The organism is Variovorax sp. Soil_C_12 (assembly GCF_057657375.1).
This window is the reverse complement of sequence record NZ_JBDGIO010000010.1, coordinates 173,235-190,028: the sequence shown is the minus strand read 5'-3', so window position 1 is coordinate 190,028 and position 16,794 is coordinate 173,235. Positions and strand designations below refer to the sequence as shown.

The following is a 16,794-nucleotide window of genomic DNA, read 5'->3' as shown; positions in this document are numbered from 1 at the left end:
CGCCCTCACCGGCTGCTCGCCACCGGATACACGCCCTGCGGCCGCCACAGCAACACTGCCACCATCAGCACGATGCTGGCGAACTGCGTGGCCACGGGCAGCAGGAAGCCGGTGTAGTTGGTCATCAGGCCCACCAGCAAGGCGCCGATCAGCGCGCCGGTGGTCGAGCCCAGGCCGCCGATGATGATCACGATGAAGATCAGCACGTTGACCTGCGCGCCCATCTGCGGGATGAGGTTCTGCTGAAACAGCCCCCACATCACGCCGCCCAGGCCGGCCAGCGCGCTGCCCACCACGAACACGCCGATGAAAAGTCGGCCGATGCGGTAGCCCAGCGACTCGACCATCTCGCGGTCCTGCACGCCGGCGCGGATAAGCAAGCCGATCTTGGTGCGGGCCAGCGTCCAGGCCAGCACGCCGAACACCGCGAGGCCGACCACCACCGCGAGCAGGCGGTACTTGCTGATCGCCGCATCGCCCACCAGCAGCGAGCCGCGCAGGCCATCGGGCAGCGGCAGCGGGATCTGGCCCGGGCCCCAGATGACCTTGATCAGCTCCTCGCCGATGATCATGCCGCCCATGGTGATCAGGATCTGCTTCAGGTGCTGGCCGTAGACCGGCCGCACGATGAAGCGCTCGAAGGCCAGGCCGATCGCGCCGGCCACCGCCATCGCCACCAGCATCGCGGGGAACACCGCGACCAGGTTGCGCCAGACCTCCTGAGAGCCGGTCCAGTCGCCCATGCCGCCGAGCACCGTGCTGGCGACGAAGGCGCCCAGCGCGATGAAGACGCCGTGGCCGAAGTTGAGCACGTCCATCAGGCCGAAGACCAGGGTCAGGCCCGAGGCGATGATGAAGACGATCATGCCCATGGCCAGGCCGGCGACGGTGAGGGTGAGCCAGGTGGAGAAGGAGCCGGTCAGGGGCAGCGCGACGAGCGCGAGCACCGGGACGAGCAGGAGCGGCTTCCAATCGAAGTCGAGCGTTTTCATGCGTCCCTTTCTTGCTCGCTCTGGGGACAAGCCATGGTGATGCTCATAAGGCCAATCCCAGCAGCGACCGCTGCAGTTCCTCATCCGCCGAGAAGGCCGCCATGCTGCCGCTGTGCACCACGCGCCCGTTGTCCATCACTGCCACCGAGTCCCCCAGCCGCTGCGCGAAGTGAATGTTCTGCTCCACCAGCAGGATCGTCACGCCGCTCTTCTTGAGCGCATCGAAGGCCTGGATCATGTTGTTGATGATCGCGGGCGCCAGGCCCTTGCTGGGCTCGTCGACGATCAGCAGCTCGCGCGGCTCGACGATCGCGCGCGAGACGGCGAGCATCTGCTTCTGCCCGCCCGAGAGCTTGCCGGCCGGGTGGTTCCAGAACTTCAGCACCGCGGGGAAGAGCTCGAAGATCCACTTCAGGCGCGCCTCGTCCATCTGCTCGGCGTTCTTCGCGCCGCGCGCGGCGAGCAGCATGTTCTCCTTGACGGTGAGGTCGGAGAAGATGCCCATGTTCTCGGGCACGTAGGCAATGCCCAGCTCGGCGATCTGCGGCGTGTGCAAAGCCGTGATGTCCTTGTCGCCGAAGCGCACGCGGCCTTGCGAGGCATGCCACAGGCCCATGATGGTCCGCAGCGTGGTGGTCTTGCCGGCGCCGTTGCGGCCGAGCAGCATGGTGAGCTGGCCCTTGGGAACGACGAGATCCACCCCATGAAGGATGTGGTACGCGCCGATGTGCGTGTGAACGCCGTCGAGCTGCAGCAAGGCCGGATGGCTCATGGTCTTTCTCCTTCCCCCGTGCGGGGGAAGGCCGGGATGGGGGCGGTCGCCTGCCGCGAAGCGTCCTCGGCGCCAGCCGCAGGCAAGCCGAGGTACGCTTCCTGCACCACCGGCGAGGCAATCACTTCCGCCGGCTCCCCATCCGCCACCAGCTGCCCGTTGTGCAGCACGATGATGCGGTCCGCCAGCTCGCGCACCACGTCCATCTTGTGCTCCACCAGCAGGATGGTCTTGCTGCGGTCCTTCTTGAGCGCGCGGATCAGGTCGAGGATCACCGGCGCCTCGGCGGCGTTCATCCCGGCCGTCGGCTCGTCGAACATGAAGACCTTCGGCTCCAGCGCCATCAGCAGCGCCACCTCCAGCTTGCGCTGGTCGCCATGCGGCAGGCTCGCGACCGTGGCGTGTTCCTTGGCCTTGAGCGCGACCTCGGCCAGGATCCGGTCGGCCCGCTCGGTCAGCGCGCGGTGGTCGCTCCAGATGCTCCACAGATTGAGCCCGCGCCGGTGCGCGCCTTCCTTCGTGGCCTGCACCGCGAGGCGCACGTTCTCCAGCACCGTGAGGTTGGGAAAGAGATTGGTCATCTGGAAGGCCCGCCCCAGGCCCGCACGCGTGCGCGCCGAGGCAGAGAGGCCCGACAGCATCCGGCCGTCCAACGACACCGTGCCGGCCGTCGCCTTGAGCTGCCCCGAGATGAGGTTGAAGTAAGTGGTCTTGCCCGCGCCGTTGGGGCCGACGATCGCGGTCAGCGTGCCAGGTGCGAAGTTGCAGCTGACATCGTTGACCGCGACATGGCCGCCGAAACGGACGGTGAGCCCGCGCGTCTCGAGCATCGGGAGATCAGCGCTTGTTCTTGACCGGGATGTCCATCTCCGACGCCTTGATCTCGTGCACCAGCTCCGGCACGCCCCAGGCGAAGGCCGGGTCGGCCTTGATCTTGAAGTGGTACATGCTCTGCAGCGCCTGGTGGTCTTCCTTGCGGAAGGTCATCGTGCCCTTGGGAGTGTCGAAGCTCATGCCTTCCATGGTCGAGATGAGCTTGTTGGTGCCGGTGTCGCCGCCCGTCTTCTTGAGCGCCGTCACCACCGCCATCGCGGCGCTGAAGCCGCCGGCAGTGAAGAAGTCCGGCGGCGTCTTGAACTCCTTGTAGTGGGCCGCGACCAGGGCCTCGTTCACCGGGTTCTTCGGGATGCCGAAGTAGTAGTAGGTCGCGCCCTCCATGCCGGGGAACTGCTTGTAGCTGGCCATCGCCGGCAGGATGTTGCCGCCGGTGGCGATCTCGATGCCGTAGCGCTTCAGATCGAGGTCGGCGATCTTGAAGGGGTTGCCGGCGCCGGCCCACACGATCCAGATCACCTTGCGGCCCGGCAGGTCCTTGAGCTTGTCGATCAGTCGCTGGGCGCCTGCCGTGAAGTCGGTGGTGTTCTGCGGCAGGTATTCCTCGTGGACGATCTTGGCCTTCTTGATGGCGTCCTTGAAGGCCTTCACGCCGTCGCGGCCGAAGGCGTAGTCCTGCGCCAGCGTGGCGATGCTGACGCCGGGCTTGTCGAGCGCCACCGCATTGCTGATCGCGTCCTGGCTGGAGTTGCGGCCGGTGCGGAAGATGTACTTGTTCCACTTGTCGCCGGTGATCGAATCGGCCACCGCGGGCTCGACCAGCAGGATCTTCTTGTACTCCTCGGCCACCGGCAGCATCGCCAGCGCCACGCCCGAAGAGGTGGGACCCACCGCCAGCGCCGCCTTGTCGTCGGCATAGGCCGCGGCCAGCAGCGACTTGCCGAGGTCGGGCTTGCCCTGGTCGTCCTTCTCGATCACGGTCAGCTTCTTGCCGTTGACGGTCATCGTGCCGCCGGTGGCGTAGTTCAGGCCCATCATGAAGCCGGTCTGCGTCTGCTTGCCGTAGGCTTCCAGCGGACCGGTCTTGCTGTAAATGTGGGCAATGCGGATCTCGTTGGACTGGGCCAGCGCGGGCGTGCTCAGCGCGGAAGCGCACAGGGTGGCGATCGCCGCGAGGGCGACGAGATGGCGACGGTGCATTCTTTGTCTCCTGAAATGGATGACTGAATATTGCACAGTCCGTGCCAGCCGCAAATGAGGGAGAAGCACGGGACTTTCCCTTGCGCTTCGAGTGAAAAGCCTGGAATCAGGACATTTGCATTGCCTGTGTTTTGGGCAATTGGATGTTTCTCAGTCAGGGTTTTCCAGGGACTGACTGCTGTCTTCGCAGGTACAGCGCAAGCTGCGGAAACTTCACATGACCACCGTGCAGATCAATTTGCCAGACGCACTGGCGCAACGGCCAGGCCGGCCGCAGGCTGATGCAGGTGGCCGAGCGCCTGCATGGGGCCAACATCGAGCCGATGAGCGAGGAAGAGATCGATGCCGAGATCCAGGCCGCACGCGCCGAACGCCGCGCAGCGCAGGCCAAGCCACCGCATGGCTCGCAGGGAAGGTCGTACTTGACACCAACGTCATCGTCTCGGCGCTGATCATGAAGGCTTCGCCGCACTCAGTCCGAGCTATCCAGCCGCTCGTAGAGCGTCGCGCGCGAGATCTTCAGCAGCCGCGAGGCCGCCAGCTTGTTGCCCCCCGTCGCCGCCATCGCCGCCGCAATGGCCCTGCGCTCCAGCTCCGCGACCTGCTCGGCCAGCGGACGCAGCAGCAGCGCCTTGTCGTCGGCTGCAGTCGCACCCGGCGCCGCTTGCAGCGGGTCGGGCGCCGCGATCTTCTCCTGCCCCGTCTCGCGCAGGATGCGCTCCAGCTGCGCCGCATCGATGCGCTGCGAATCGCTGCGCATGGTCACCTGCTCCAGCACGTTGCGCAGCTCGCGGATGTTGCCGCGCCAATGCTGCGCAGCCAGCAGCGCCAGGGCATCGGGCAGCAGCTCGGGCGGGGCCTCGCCGCTGCGCAGCGCCATGTCCTCGCCCAGCGCCTCGACCAGCGCCGGGATGTCGGCGCGCCGCTCGCGCAGCGGCGGCACGCGCACGGGCAGCACGTTGAGGCGGTAATAGAGGTCCTCGCGGAAGCGCCCTTCCCTCACCAGCGCCGGCAGGTCGCGCGAGGTGGCGGCGATCACGCGCGCATCGAAGGGCACCAGCTTGTTCGAGCCCAGCGGCTCGATCTCGCCTTCCTGCAGCGCGCGCAGCAGCTTGGCCTGCAGCGCCAGCGGCATGTCGCCGATCTCGTCGAGGAAGAGCGTGCCGCCGTCGGCCAGCTTGAACTTGCCCTCGCGCGCCTTGCGGTCGGCGCCGGTGTAGGCGCCGGGGGCGACGCCGAAGAACTCGGCCTCCAGCAGCGTGTCGGGCACGGCCGCGATGTTCACGCTGACGAAGCTGTGGCGGGCCCGCGCCGAGGCGGCATGAATCGCATGCGCCAGCAGTTCCTTGCCGGTGCCGGTCTCGCCCAGCAGCAGCACCGGGCTGGAGGACTGCGCCGCGCGCCGCGCGTGGCGCTTGACCTCCACCGCGGCCGGGCTGGAACCGATGAAGCTGGCAAAGGTGTACTTCGAGCGCCGCTGCCCATCGGCCGATTGCTGCCAGAGCGGGTTGTTGCGCTGCGTGGCGAGCTCGCGCCGCGCGTCGTCGAGGTCGCGCTGCAGCAGGGCGAACTTGCTGATCAGCGGCTTCAGCGTGTCCTCGGGATGGTCGAAGAGCACGATGCCGATGGCGCCGATCACCGCGCCGGCCGCCCCGTCCTCGCGCTCCTCGCGCAGCGGGATGCGGCTGACCACGAAGGTGCCGGCCTTGTTGGTGAGCAGGTCGATCAGGATCGGCTCGCCGGTCTCCAGCACGCGCTGCATCAGCGTGTTGGGCACCACCTCCTCGACCGGGTGGCCGAGGAACTGGTCGATGGAGGAGAAGCCCAGCGCCGGCAGGAAGCGGCGGTATCCCTCGTTGACCCAGACGATGCGGCCGCTGCGGTCGACCAGGAACATGCCCTGGCTGATGCTGGAAAAAAGATGGAACATCGAGCGCGCTGCCAGCGCCAGGATGCCTTCGGCATCGAGCGGCAGTGCGGCGGTGGGCGCGGTGATGGCTGACATCCCGGAATCGTAGCTTGTGCATCAATAGACGCTTCGAACGTCATCAATGGCGCTCTTGCAACTGGCTACGATGCAGGGTTTTTCGATCTGCAGTAGGGCCTTGATTTCCGGTGCGCGCAGTCTTGCTATGCTGCGCGCCTTGCCCGGCCCACCCGGCTGCACCCCGGCGCCAGCGACGCGACCTACCCGATCGCCAGCCACGCCACTTTTTGCGGAACCTCATGAGGAACTCCCGGCTTCGAGCGCTCTGCTTTGCGCTCCCTTTCGCGCTCCCTTTGGCCTTCTCGGCCTGCACGCTCCCGCGCCCGCCCGACAAAGTCACGGCTCCGACGCCCGCCCAGTGGAGCACGCCCCTGCCGCACGCCGGCTCGCTGCCCGTGCTGGCCGACTGGTGGCGGCAGCTCGACGACCCGCTCCTCGTCGACCTGATCGACGCAGCCCAGGCCGCCAGCCCCACCGTGGCCAGCGCCGCCGCGCGCATCGCCGAGGCGCGCGCCTCGCGCGTGGCGGCCGGCGCGGCGCTGGCGCCCAACCTCAGCGCCAATGCCTCGGCCACGCGCAGCAACTCGCCCACCAGCGGCTTCGGCGGCCTGGGCGGCACCGGCAGCACCGGCAGCAGCTCGGCGAGCACCTCGATCCCGGCGATCACCACCCTCCAGGCCGGACTGCAGTCGAACTGGGAGATCGACCTGTTCGGCGGCCTGCGCGCCACCCGCGACGCCAGCCAGGCCCAGCTCGACAGCGCCGACGCCAAGTGGCACGAGGCGCGGGTTTCGGTGGCGGCCGAGACGGCCAACGCCTATTTCGGCGAGCGCGCCTGCCGGCGCCAGCTCGCCGTGGCCACCGCCGACGCGCAGTCGCGGGCCGAGACCGCGCGCCTCAACGACCTCTCGGCGCGCGCCGGCTTCACCGCGCCCGCCGACGCCGCGCTGGCGCGCGCCAGCGCCTCCGACGCCTCAGGCAGGCTGACGCAGCAGCGCGCCCAGTGCGCTCTGCTGCAGCAGTCGCTGATCGCGCTGACCGGCATCGATGCGCCCACGCTGCAGGCCCGGCTGGATGCCGCCCCCGTAGACCCAGCGCTGCCGGCCGTGCATGCGATCGCCAGCGTGCCGGCCGAGGTGCTGGCCCAGCGGCCCGACGTCTACGCGGCCGAGCTCGGCGTGGCCGCCGCCAGCGCCGAGGCCGGCTCCGCGTTGGCGCAGCGCTTTCCGCGCCTGACGCTGCAGGGCTCGATCGGCCGCCTGCAGTTCCGCACCAGCGGCTTCCGCGACACCGTCGACACCTGGAGCATCGGCCCGGTGGCGCTGTCGGTGCCGATCTTCGACGGCGGCACCCTGGCCGCCAATGTGGACGCCGCGCGGGCGCGCTACGACGAGGCCGTCGCTCTCTACCGCGGCAACGTGCGCCAGGCGGTGCGCGAGGTCGAGGAAGCGCTGATCGACCTGCAGAGCACCGACCAGCGCGCCGGCGATGCCGACACCGCGGTGCAGAACTACCAGGCCTCCTTCGACGCCACCAGCGCGCGCTACCAGAGCGGGCTGGCCAGCCTGTTCGAGTTGGAGGACTCGCGCCGCACCCTGTTCGCGGCGCAGACCTCGCGCGTCTTGCTGCAGCGCACGCGGGCCGAGGCCTGGGTGGCGCTCTACCGCACCACGGGTGGCGGCTGGTCGCGACCCGGCACGACAACGACCTCTTCGATCGCGAAGTAAGTGAAGTGGCTCCCATGACAAGAATGAAGCGTTCCACCCTCCCCATCATCGCGGCCGTGCTGGTGCTGCTGCTCGCGGCCGCCGCCTTCCTGTTCTCGCGCGGCAAGCCGGCGGAGCAAGGCGCCGCCAAGCCCAAGGAAGCCGCCGCCCAGCCGAGGCCGGCGCTCACCGTGACGGTGGCCAAGCCCGAGACCAGCGAGCTCACCATCACGCTGGCCGCCAACGGCAACGTCGCGGCCTGGCAGGAAGCCAGCGTCGGCTCCGAATCCAACGGCCTGCGCCTGGCCGAAGTGCGCGTCAACGTGGGCGATGTGGTGAAGAAGGGCCAGGTGCTCGCCACCTTCTCGCCCGAGACGGTGCAGGCCGACATGGCCCAGGCCCGCGCCTCGCTGGCGGAGGCCAAGGCGACGGCTGCCGATGCGGCTGGCAACGCCGCGCGCGCCCGCACCCTGCAGGCCACCGGCGCCCTGAGCCAGCAGCAGATCAACCAGTACCAGACGGCCGAGCAGACCGCCAAGGCGCGCGTCGAGGCGGCCGAGGCCGTGCTGGCCGCGCAGCAGGTGCGCGGCCGCAACACGCAGGTGCTGGCGCCCGACGACGGCGTGATCTCCTCGCGCACCGCGACCGTGGGCAGCGTGCTCAGCGCCGGCACCGAGCTGTTCCGGCTGATCCGCCAGGGACGTCTCGAATGGCGCGCCGAGGTGACCTCGGCCGAGCTGGCTCGCGTCGCCGTCGGCACCCCCGCCGTGATCATCAGCGCCAGCGGCGCCCAGGTCAGCGGCAAGGTGCGCAGCATCGCGCCGACGGTGGACCCGCAGACGCGCAATGCCCTGGTCTACGTCGACATCCCGGGCGTGCAGCAGACGAGCGCCGTCAAGGCCGGCATGTTCGCCCGCGGCGAGTTTCAGCTCGGGCGCAGCGGCGCCTTGACCGTGCCGCTGGCGGCCGTGGTGCCGCGCGACGGCTTCAACCACCTGCTCGTGCTGCAGCCCGACAGCCGCGTCGCCCAGCTGAAGGTCGAAACCGGCCGCCGCGTGGGCGACCGCATCGAGATCATGACCAAGCTGCCGGAAGACGCGCGCATCGTGGTCCAGGGCGCCGGCTTCCTGAACGACGGCGACCTGGTGCGGGTGGTGGATGCGCTGCCGGCGAAGCGGAGTGCGCCTTGATGAACGTCTCCGCCTGGTCCATCCGCAACCCCATCCCGGCGGTGATGCTGTTCGTGCTGCTCACCTTCGCCGGCCTGCTGTCCTTCAACGCGATGAAGGTGCAGAACTTCCCCGACATCGACCTGCCCACGGTCACGGTCTCGGTCGCACTGCCGGGCGCGGCGCCCTCGCAGCTGGAGAACGACGTGGCGCGCAAGATCGAGAACTCGATCGCCACCGTCCAGGGCCTCAAGCACATCACGACCAAGGTACAGGACGGCGCGGCGACGATGATCGTCGAGTTCCGGCTCGAGAAGCCGGTGCAGGAGGCCGTCGACGACGTGCGCTCGGCGGTGACGCGCGTGCGCGCCGACCTGCCGGCCGACGTGCGCGACCCGGTGATCAACAAGCTGGACTTCGCGGCCCAGCCCGTGCTGGCCTTCACCATCGCCTCCTCGCGCATGGACCCGGAGGCGCTCAGCTGGTTCGTCGACGACACCGTGACCAAGAAGCTGCTGGCCATCAGCGGCGTGGGCGCGGTCAATCGGGTGGGCGGCGTCACGCGCCAGGTCCACGTCGATCTCGACCCGGGCCGGCTGCAGTCGCTGGGCGCGACCGCGGCCGACATCTCGCGCCAGCTGCGCCAGGTGCAGACCGAGAGCGCCGGCGGGCGCACCGACCTGGGCGGCAGCGAGCAGCCGGTGCGCACGCTGGCCACCGTGCGCTCGGCCGAGGAACTGCGCGACATGCAGATCCCGCTGTCGGACGGCCGCAGCATCCGGCTCAACCAGGTGGCACGCGTCTCCGACACCATCGCCGAGCCGCGCGCCGCGGCCCTGCTCGATGGCAAGCCGGTGGTCGGCTTCGAGGTCGCGCGCAGCCGCGGTGCCAGCGAGGTGGAGGTGGGCGCCGCCGTGCAAAAGGCATTGAGCGATCTGCGCGCCCAGCACCCCGACATCCAGCTCACCGAAGCCTTCAACTTCGTCGAGCCGGTACAGGAGGAATACGACGGCTCGCTGCACCTGCTCTACGAAGGCGCACTGCTCGCCGTGCTGGTGGTCTGGCTGTTCCTGCGCGACTGGCGCGCCACCTTCGTCTCGGCCGTCGCGCTGCCGATGTCGGCCATCCCGGCCTTCGTCGGCATGTACCTGCTGGGCTTCTCGATCAACGTCGTCACGCTGCTGGCGCTGTCGCTGGTGGTGGGCATCCTGGTGGACGACGCGATCGTGGAGGTCGAGAACATCGTGCGGCACCTGCGCATGGGCAAGTCGCCCTACCAGGCGGCGATGGAGGCGGCCGACGAGATCGGCCTGGCGGTGATCGCCACCACCTTCACGCTGATCGCCGTGTTCCTGCCCACCGCCTTCATGAGCGGCGTGGCCGGCAAGTTCTTCAAGCAGTTCGGCTGGACCGCCTCGCTCGCGGTGTTTGCCTCGCTGGTGGTGGCGCGGATGCTCACGCCGATGATGGCGGCCTACATCCTGAAGCCGCTGGTCGGCGCCGAGAAGGAGCCGCGCTGGCTCAGCTTCTACATGCGCCTGGCCGAGCGCAGCCTGCGGCACCGCTTCACCACCATGGTGCTGGCCACCCTCTTCTTCTTCGGCTCGATCGCGCTGATCCCGCTGCTCAAGACCGGCTTCATCCCGGCCGACGACAACTCGCAGACCCAGGTCTACCTCTCGCTGCCGCCAGGCGCAACGCTGGCCCAGACGCTGGCCATGGCCGAGGAGACGCGCCAGCGCGTGATGGCCGTGGAGCATGTGAAAAGCGCCTACACCACCGTGGGCGGCGGCAGCGCGGGCGGCGACCCCTTCGCCAGCTTCGGCACGCCGGAGACTCGCAAGGCCACGCTGACCATCCAGCTTGCGCCGCGCGGCGACCGCCCGCGCAAGCAGGGCATCGAGAACAACATCCGCAAGGCGCTCGAAACCCTGCCCGGCGTGCGCACCACCGTCGGCCTGGGCGGCTCGGGCGAGAAGTACATCCTGGTGCTGACGGGCGAGGAGCCCACCGCGCTCACGGCCGCGGCACGCGCGGTCGAGAAGGACCTGCGCACCATCCCCGGCCTGGGCAACATCACCTCCACCGCCAGCCTGATCCGGCCCGAGATCGCGGTGCGCCCGGACTTCGCCCGCGCCGCCGACCTGGGCGTCACCAGTTCGGCCATCGCCGAAACGCTGCGCGTGGCCACGCTGGGCGACTACGACCAGGCGCTGCCCAAGCTCAACCTGGCGCAGCGCCAGGTGCCGATCGTGGTCAAGCTGGAGGATTCGGCGCGGCAGGACCTGTCGCTGCTGGAACGCCTGACCGTCCCCGGCGCGCGCGGCCCGGTGATGCTGAGCCAGGTCGCCAAGCTCACGATGGAAGGCGGCCCGGCCGTGATCGACCGCTACGACCGCTCGCGCAACGTCAACTTCGAGATCGAGCTCTCCGGCGTGGGCCTGGGCGATGCCAAGACGGCGGTGGAGGCCCTGCCCTCCGTGCGCAACCTGCCGCCCGGCGTGCGTGTGGCCGAGGTGGGCGACGCGGAGATGATGGGCGAGCTGTTCGCCAGCTTCGGCCTCGCGATGCTGACCGGCGTGCTGTGCATCTACATCGTGCTGGTGCTGCTGTTCAAGGACTTCCTGCACCCGGTCACCATCCTGTGCGCATTGCCGCTGGCACTGGGCGGGGCCTTCATCGGCCTGCTGCTGGGGCAGCAGGCGCTGTCGATGCCCTCGATGATCGGCTTCATCATGCTGATGGGTGTGGCCACCAAGAACTCGATCCTGCTGGTGGAGTACGCCATCGTGGCGCGCCGCGACCATGGGATGACCCGTTGGGAAGCCCTGCGCGACGCCTGCCATAAGCGCGCGCGGCCCATCATCATGACCACGCTGGCCATGGGCGCGGGCATGGCGCCCATCGCCTTCGGCCTGAGCGCGGCCGACTCCAGTTTCCGCGCGCCGATGGCAATGGCGGTGATCGGCGGGCTGATCACCTCCACCGTGCTGAGCCTCTTGGTGGTGCCGGCGGTGTTCACCTACGTGGACGACATCGAGCACTGGCTGCACCGGATGGTGGCGCGCATCCGCGGGCGCAAGCCCGATCCGGCCGATGCGCCGGAAGGGGCGCCGCCGCTGCATCGCGGGGAACAGCCGGCGGCGAACTGAGGCCGGCCGGGCGCGCGCTGCGCCTACCCGCACTCGCTGCGCGCTCGCACAGCGCAGCGGCGCGCGCGGTGCGATGCTGCAAGGGACTGGAGAAGCTCATGAAGCGATTTCTTCCCCTCCTCTGCGCCGGACTGGCAACGGCCTTGAGCGCATCCGCCCAGCCCGCACGCGACGCGCTGCAGCAACGCTACGAGCGCGAGATCGCCGCCTGCAACAACGGCAGCCTGGCCGCGCCGGCCCGCGAGGCCTGCATCCGCGCCGCCGGCAATGCGCTCGATCGGGCCCGCGGCGGACCGCCGGCCGAGGTGCCGCAATCCTCGAGCGACGGCCGCGCCACCATCGTGGCGCCGGCCGGCGCCACGCCGCCATCCGGCGGCTCGGACGCCATCACCTCACGCGATGGGCGCGCCACCATCGTGCTGCCTGCCGATCGGGCTCCGCCGCAGCGTTAGGGTCCCGCGGCCTCACGCCGGCATGGACCACCCCGCACACGGACCTGAACACCGAAGCCTATCGCCGGCTCAGCCCCTTCGAACAGATCCCGTCGATCGACGACGACGGGTGGGCGGTGTCCGAATCCGCCGCCATCCTCGTCTACCCCGCTAGTCCAACGGCTCCAGCGCCGAGCTGCGATCCAGGTGAACCAGCGCATCGAACTGCTGGCCCACCCGCGCATGGAAATAGTGGCTCTGCCGCTCCGTCGCCGGCGCATAGATGACGCCGATGGCGCGCTGCAACCGCGCGGCTGCCAGGGCCTCGGCGAGCACTTCGTTGTTGCGCAGGATGAGGGCGAAGCGCCCGAGTTCGGACTCATGCAGCAACGCCTCGATGCTGCCCGCCAGCGGCGGATTGACGCGCTTACGCTCCGCTTCCCCGTCCCAGGCCGAGGCCGCCATGACTTCGCCGTCGGCAGTGGTAAAGCCGACGTTGAAGCACTGCGCCCCGTAGCGCTCCCGCATGAGCTGGCCCACGTTGAGCTCGCCGATTTCCGCCATCTCCGTGGCGCGTGCATCGCCCAGGTGCGAGTTGTGGGCCCACACGGCGATGCGCGCAGGCCTGGATCGCTGGGCACTCAAATGCGCGTCCAGGGCCTCCAGCGTCTGCGCCATGTGCCGGTCGCGCAGGTTCCATGAGGCCACGCGGCCCTTGAACATGGTGCGGTAGTAGTGCTCGGCGTTGCGCACCAGCCGCGCGTTCTGTTCGGCATGGAAATGCGCGTCCGCGCCGGCGTGGTCGGCCCTCTTCTCGAGCAGCTCCCTCAACTGCGCCACTGCGGCCTCCTCGCAGCTCGCGCCCAGGTCGAAGGCGGCGGCGTGGCCGTAGGCCTGCGTGTCCTCGCCGAAATGATCGAAGCAGCCGTAGCGATAGCGCGCCCGCCGCGCGGCTTCCGGGTCGACCCGGTCCAGGTAGTCCAGCACCGAGGCGATGGAGGTGTAGAGGCTGTAGAGATCGATGCCATAGAAGCCGACCCGCTCCGCAGTCGGCCTCTTCTGGTTCGAGGCCCGCAGCCAGTCCACGAACTCGCGCACCGGCTGGTTGCGCCACATCCACCCCGGAAAGCGCCGGAAATCGCCGAGCGCCTGCAGCGCACTCGAATCGTCGGACGCACCGCGCACGAAGCGATCGACCCGCAGGGCGTCGGGCCAGTCCGCCTCGACCGCGACGGCGTCGAAAGCCTTGTCCTCGATCAGCCGTTTCGTGATCGCCGCGCGCTCGCGGTAGAAGTCATCGGTGCCATGCGAAGCCTCCCCCAGCAGCACGAAGCGCGCGTCCGCGATGGCGAAGAGCAGCGCCGCATGGCAATGCGGCGAGACATCGAGCGGGCATGCCGCGGCGCGGATCGCACGGACCGCATGATCGTCGTCGGGCCGGGCGCCGCGCATGGCGTGTCAGGGCTCAGCCCTGTTGCTCGGCCTTGTCGTCATCGCCTGGGTACATATGCCATCTCCTGTGTCGAAATGAAGTGGAGATCACAGGCTAGGCTTGCACCTCCGCCACGGTGTCGGACCGTGCCGGTCGCTTCGTAGGATTGCAGCGCGCTGCGTTCAGCCGCGCTGGACCGGGCAGATTCCCAGCCTCGCAGCATCGGGCAGCACGGCTTCGTGCACGACCCTCACGCGGCCGGATGCGCATGCCTGGAAGTAGACGCGCTCCGAGCGGCGCAACCCGACGCCGCGCAGCACGTCGGCCATGTCCGAGCGGATGCACTCGGAGTGAGGCCTTCAGGCGCCGCCGCGGCCCAGTCCGGCCTCGCGCGCCCGCACGATCGCCTGCGGCCGGTTCTCGACCTGGAGCTTGGCGAACACGCTGGTGATGTGGTTGCGCACCGTCTTCTCGCTGAGCTGCAGCGCCGCCGCCACCTGCGCGTTGTCGCGGCCCTGGGCGATGAGCTCCAGCACCTCGCGCTCGCGCGCGGTCAGGCTGGCCAGCACCGGGTCCGGCGCGCTCCCGTCCGCGCCGGCCAGGAAGCTGCGCACCTCCTCGACCCAGCGCGGCCAGACCGCGTCCTGCTGGAGCACCAGGTGGTGCGCGCTGTGCAGCGGCACGAAGCGGGCCTGCGCGATGCCGCCGGCGATGATCCGTCCCTCGTCGAAGGGCACCCGCAGGTCGCCGGTGGAATGCAGCACCAGGGTCGGGCATTGCACCTCGGGCAGCAGCGCGGAGACGTCGATGCGGTCGAACTCGCGCAGCATGCGCGCCGCGTTTTGCGGCGAAGTCGAGACGTGCGCCAACTCGTTGAACCAGCGGTGCTGCTCGGGCGTGCCTTCCGGCAGGAACTGGCTGGTGAAGAACTGGCGGAAGGCCGGGTCCGATCGGCCCCAGCCGATCTCCATCAGCTTGGCCTGGGTCTCCGACTCCTCGTCCAGCGCCTGACCGCCGCCGCGCATCCGGCGCCCGCGCGCGTAGCCGCCCTGGAGCACCAGATGGCTCACGCGCTCGGGGTGGCGCGCGGCGTAGGTGATGGCCAGGCTCACGCCCTGGGAGATCGCCAGCATCGGGAAGCGCACGAGCCCGGCGGCGTCGGCCACCGTTTCCATGTCCTTCAGCCAGATTTCGAAGGACATCTGCTCGATCTCGCGGTCCGACAGGCCGGTGCCGCGCTGGTCGTAGCGCACCAGGGTGTGGGTTTCGCACAGCGCCTCCAGCACATGGCCCCAGACCGGGCTGGTGAGGTCGAACTCCATGTGCGACAGCCAGTTGCCGACCTTGAACAGCGGCGGCCCCCGCCCCGCCGTCGCATAGGCGATGCGGACACCGTCGGGCGCGGTGCAGTAGCGGATCTGCTGCTTCAGCGGCATGGCGTCGGTCAGTGGACGACTGGGGGCGCGGTGGCTGCGCGCGGCGTCGATCGTGCCATGGCGCACGGAGCCTGTCTGCGGCGAACTACCATCGACACACCTTGTTTCGCCGTTGTTGCCCACCATGTCGAGCCTGCCGCTGTCCCAGGTGTTGTCCCTGTCCAACGCCCAGATCGCGATCGAGGCGGCGGCCACGCTGGCGTTCGCGCTCTCGGGGCTGATCGAGGCGGCGCGCAAGCGCCTGGACGCGGTCGGCGTCTGCGTGGTGGCCGGCCTCGCGGCTTTCGGCGGCGGCACGCTGCGCGACGTGCTGCTGGACCGCCGTCCCTTCTTCTGGGTCCAGCATGCGGCCTGGCTCTGGGTGCTGCTGGCGCTGTGCGTGGGCGCGATGTTCTTCATGCGCACGCGCCATTTCGCGCTCACCGAGCGCGCCATGCAGTGGCCCGATGCGCTGGGCCTGGGCCTGTTCACCGCCGGCGGCACCCAGATCGCGATCGACGCCGCCATGCCGCCCATCGTCGCGGTCTTCATGGGCATGGTGACGGCGGTGTGCGGCGGCGTGCTGCGCGACATCGTCTGCAACGAGATCCCGCGCGCCTTCAGCGACCACCGGCCCTATGCGCTGTGCGCCTTCGCGGGGGCCTGGCTGGTGGTGCTGGCCCATGCGCTGGCGATGCCGCAATGGCTGGGGCTGGCGGCGGCGGCGGGCTGCGTCACCCTGCTGCGGGCCCTGGCGATGCTGACGGGCTGGAAACTGCCGGCCTGGCGGGCCGACAGCGAATAGGCTGCGGCGGCGCGCTAGGCACCCCGCACCTCCTCCACCATCCGCACGAGCCGCTGCGCATCGGTCAGCACCAGCGCCCGGCCGTCCTTGGCCAGCAGGCCCCCGCGGCGCAGGGCGTTGAGCTCGCGCGTCACCTGCTCGCGGTTGGTGCTGATCTGGTTGGCCAGCTCGGCGTGGGTCGGCGCCGGCTCCAGGCGCGCCCGGTTGCCGGCGATGCCCGCGGCCTGCGCCAGGCGCAGCAGCTCGGCGTGGACGCGGTTCTGCACGCCCAGCGTGCTGAGGTCGATGACGCGCTCGGACAGCTGGCGCACCAGCGCCGCCAGGCTGCGCATGACGCGCTCGGCAACCATCGGCTCGTCGCGCAGCAGCCCGAGAAAGGCGGCGCGATCGAGGCTCGCGACCACGCTCGGCGCGAGCGTGACCACGTCGGCCGAGCGCGGCTGGCCGTCGATGGCGGCGATCTCGCCGAAGTGCTCGCCCTCGAGCGAATCGCGAAAGGTAACCTGCCGGCCGTTGGCCGCGTAGATCGTCACCCGCAGCCGGCCCGAGACCAGGAAGAAGACATCGCTCTTGCGCTCGGAGCGCAGCAGCAGCGGCCTGCCCGCCGGCAGGGTCTGCCACAGGCAGCGCTGGGCGAGCTGGTCCAGGCGCTCGCGGGAGAGGCCCGCCAGCAGCGCGATGTGCTGCAAGGCCAGGCTGGAGCGATCAGGCGGCATGGCTGAACTCCACCGTCGGCAGGACCCGCCGGTTGCAAAAACCTGTGCGCAAACGCACAGCCCCGAAGGCGGCGGCTCCTCACAGTACGTCTGTGATGGCTGCGATCCCCGCACGCCGCACACCCGAGGAGTGATTTCATCATGAATACAAAAGTTCTTGCTTTTTTTGCTGTCACATTCGCC

General features: G+C 69.5%; 15 protein-coding genes. 5 read left to right on the top strand and 10 right to left on the bottom strand.

Annotated elements, in window-relative coordinates:
- Window positions 1-5: 5 nt before the first annotated feature.
- From AC3A6X_RS24950 to AC3A6X_RS24925, 6 genes are all read right to left on the bottom strand, one after another.
- A complete protein-coding gene (locus AC3A6X_RS24950) occupies window positions 6-992 on the bottom strand; it encodes a branched-chain amino acid ABC transporter permease (RefSeq protein ID WP_487844703.1) in 987 nt (328 codons plus the stop codon).
- Between the two features lie 43 nt (window positions 993-1,035).
- Window positions 1,036-1,764 (bottom strand): ABC transporter ATP-binding protein, encoded by a 729-nt coding sequence (locus AC3A6X_RS24945; RefSeq protein WP_487844702.1) that lies wholly within the window; start codon window positions 1,762-1,764, stop codon window positions 1,036-1,038.
- Complete coding sequence (locus AC3A6X_RS24940) at window positions 1,761-2,594, bottom strand: ABC transporter ATP-binding protein (protein ID WP_487844701.1); 834 nt, start codon at window positions 2,592-2,594, stop codon at window positions 1,761-1,763. Before AC3A6X_RS24940 ends, AC3A6X_RS24945 begins: the two co-directional genes overlap by 4 nt.
- Window positions 2,595-2,601: 7 nt before the next feature.
- Complete coding sequence (locus AC3A6X_RS24935) at window positions 2,602-3,798, bottom strand: substrate-binding domain-containing protein (RefSeq protein ID WP_487844700.1); 1,197 nt, start codon at window positions 3,796-3,798, stop codon at window positions 2,602-2,604.
- 233 nt (window positions 3,799-4,031) lie between these two features.
- Window positions 4,032-4,199: a hypothetical protein gene (locus tag AC3A6X_RS24930; protein ID WP_487844699.1), complete on the bottom strand. Its 168-nt coding sequence runs from the start codon at window positions 4,197-4,199 to the stop codon at window positions 4,032-4,034.
- Window positions 4,200-4,270: 71 nt separating this feature from the next.
- Window positions 4,271-5,803, bottom strand: a complete 1,533-nt coding sequence (locus AC3A6X_RS24925; RefSeq protein ID WP_487844698.1) for a sigma-54 interaction domain-containing protein — start codon at window positions 5,801-5,803, stop codon at window positions 4,271-4,273.
- Window positions 5,804-6,024: 221 nt separating this feature from the next.
- On the opposite strand from AC3A6X_RS24925, the gene AC3A6X_RS24920 reads away from it, so the two are divergent.
- The 4 genes from AC3A6X_RS24920 to AC3A6X_RS24905 all read left to right on the top strand — a co-directional run bounded on the left by AC3A6X_RS24920 (window position 6,025) and on the right by AC3A6X_RS24905 (window position 12,264).
- Complete coding sequence (locus AC3A6X_RS24920) at window positions 6,025-7,512, top strand: efflux transporter outer membrane subunit (protein ID WP_487844697.1); 1,488 nt, start codon at window positions 6,025-6,027, stop codon at window positions 7,510-7,512.
- A gap of 14 nt (window positions 7,513-7,526) precedes the next feature.
- Window positions 7,527-8,681, top strand: a complete 1,155-nt coding sequence (locus AC3A6X_RS24915; RefSeq protein ID WP_487844696.1) for an efflux RND transporter periplasmic adaptor subunit — start codon at window positions 7,527-7,529, stop codon at window positions 8,679-8,681.
- On the top strand, window positions 8,681-11,812 hold the full coding sequence (locus AC3A6X_RS24910) for an efflux RND transporter permease subunit (protein ID WP_487844695.1): 3,132 nt from the start codon (window positions 8,681-8,683) through the stop codon (window positions 11,810-11,812). Before AC3A6X_RS24915 ends, AC3A6X_RS24910 begins: the two co-directional genes overlap by 1 nt.
- Window positions 11,813-11,955: 143 nt before the next feature.
- On the top strand, window positions 11,956-12,264 hold the full coding sequence (locus AC3A6X_RS24905; RefSeq protein ID WP_487844694.1) for a hypothetical protein: 309 nt from the start codon (window positions 11,956-11,958) through the stop codon (window positions 12,262-12,264).
- Between the two features lie 150 nt (window positions 12,265-12,414).
- Here AC3A6X_RS24905 and AC3A6X_RS24900 read toward each other — a convergent pair whose 3' ends face one another.
- The 3 genes from AC3A6X_RS24900 to AC3A6X_RS24890 all read right to left on the bottom strand — a co-directional run bounded on the left by AC3A6X_RS24900 (window position 12,415) and on the right by AC3A6X_RS24890 (window position 15,111).
- The gene (locus AC3A6X_RS24900) at window positions 12,415-13,695 is read right to left on the bottom strand and encodes an erythromycin esterase family protein (protein WP_487844693.1); all 1,281 of its coding nucleotides are present in this window, start codon (window positions 13,693-13,695) and stop codon (window positions 12,415-12,417) included.
- A gap of 162 nt (window positions 13,696-13,857) precedes the next feature.
- Window positions 13,858-14,004 (bottom strand): hypothetical protein, encoded by a 147-nt coding sequence (locus AC3A6X_RS24895; protein ID WP_487844692.1) that lies wholly within the window; start codon window positions 14,002-14,004, stop codon window positions 13,858-13,860.
- A 30-nt stretch (window positions 14,005-14,034) separates the two neighbouring features.
- A complete protein-coding gene (locus AC3A6X_RS24890; RefSeq protein ID WP_487844730.1) occupies window positions 14,035-15,111 on the bottom strand; it encodes an alpha/beta fold hydrolase in 1,077 nt (358 codons plus the stop codon).
- Between the two features lie 124 nt (window positions 15,112-15,235).
- Here AC3A6X_RS24890 and AC3A6X_RS24885 point away from each other — a divergent pair, with 124 nt between their 5' ends.
- Entirely contained in the window at window positions 15,236-15,895 is a 660-nt protein-coding gene (locus AC3A6X_RS24885; protein WP_487844691.1) for a trimeric intracellular cation channel family protein, read from the top strand.
- Window positions 15,896-15,909: 14 nt separating this feature from the next.
- Here the strand turns inward: AC3A6X_RS24885 and AC3A6X_RS24880 are convergent, their stop codons facing one another.
- Window positions 15,910-16,611, bottom strand: coding sequence for a Crp/Fnr family transcriptional regulator (locus AC3A6X_RS24880; RefSeq protein ID WP_487844690.1), 702 nt, complete (start codon window positions 16,609-16,611; stop codon window positions 15,910-15,912).
- Window positions 16,612-16,794 lie beyond the last annotated feature (183 nt).

Excerpts from the sequence above, each read along its gene's own strand:
- AC3A6X_RS24935 (WP_487844700.1), bottom strand. The coding sequence starts at position 3,798 with ATGCACCGTCGCCATCTCGTCGCCCTCGCGGCGATCGCCACCCTGTGC.
- AC3A6X_RS24915 (WP_487844696.1), top strand. The coding sequence starts at position 7,527 with ATGACAAGAATGAAGCGTTCCACCCTCCCCATCATCGCGGCCGTGCTG.
- AC3A6X_RS24940 (WP_487844701.1), bottom strand. The coding sequence starts at position 2,594 with ATGCTCGAGACGCGCGGGCTCACCGTCCGTTTCGGCGGCCATGTCGCG.
- AC3A6X_RS24910 (WP_487844695.1), top strand. The coding sequence starts at position 8,681 with ATGAACGTCTCCGCCTGGTCCATCCGCAACCCCATCCCGGCGGTGATG.
- AC3A6X_RS24880 (WP_487844690.1), bottom strand. The coding sequence starts at position 16,611 with ATGCCGCCTGATCGCTCCAGCCTGGCCTTGCAGCACATCGCGCTGCTG.
- AC3A6X_RS24895 (WP_487844692.1), bottom strand. The coding sequence starts at position 14,004 with ATGGCCGACGTGCTGCGCGGCGTCGGGTTGCGCCGCTCGGAGCGCGTC.
- AC3A6X_RS24930 (WP_487844699.1), bottom strand. The coding sequence starts at position 4,199 with ATGCGGTGGCTTGGCCTGCGCTGCGCGGCGTTCGGCGCGTGCGGCCTG.
- AC3A6X_RS24920 (WP_487844697.1), top strand. The coding sequence starts at position 6,025 with ATGAGGAACTCCCGGCTTCGAGCGCTCTGCTTTGCGCTCCCTTTCGCG.
- AC3A6X_RS24950 (WP_487844703.1), bottom strand. The coding sequence starts at position 992 with ATGAAAACGCTCGACTTCGATTGGAAGCCGCTCCTGCTCGTCCCGGTG.
- AC3A6X_RS24925 (WP_487844698.1), bottom strand. The coding sequence starts at position 5,803 with ATGTCAGCCATCACCGCGCCCACCGCCGCACTGCCGCTCGATGCCGAA.
- AC3A6X_RS24885 (WP_487844691.1), top strand. The coding sequence starts at position 15,236 with ATGTCGAGCCTGCCGCTGTCCCAGGTGTTGTCCCTGTCCAACGCCCAG.
- AC3A6X_RS24890 (WP_487844730.1), bottom strand. The coding sequence starts at position 15,111 with ATGCCGCTGAAGCAGCAGATCCGCTACTGCACCGCGCCCGACGGTGTC.
- AC3A6X_RS24945 (WP_487844702.1), bottom strand. The coding sequence starts at position 1,764 with ATGAGCCATCCGGCCTTGCTGCAGCTCGACGGCGTTCACACGCACATC.
- AC3A6X_RS24900 (WP_487844693.1), bottom strand. The coding sequence starts at position 13,695 with ATGCGCGGCGCCCGGCCCGACGACGATCATGCGGTCCGTGCGATCCGC.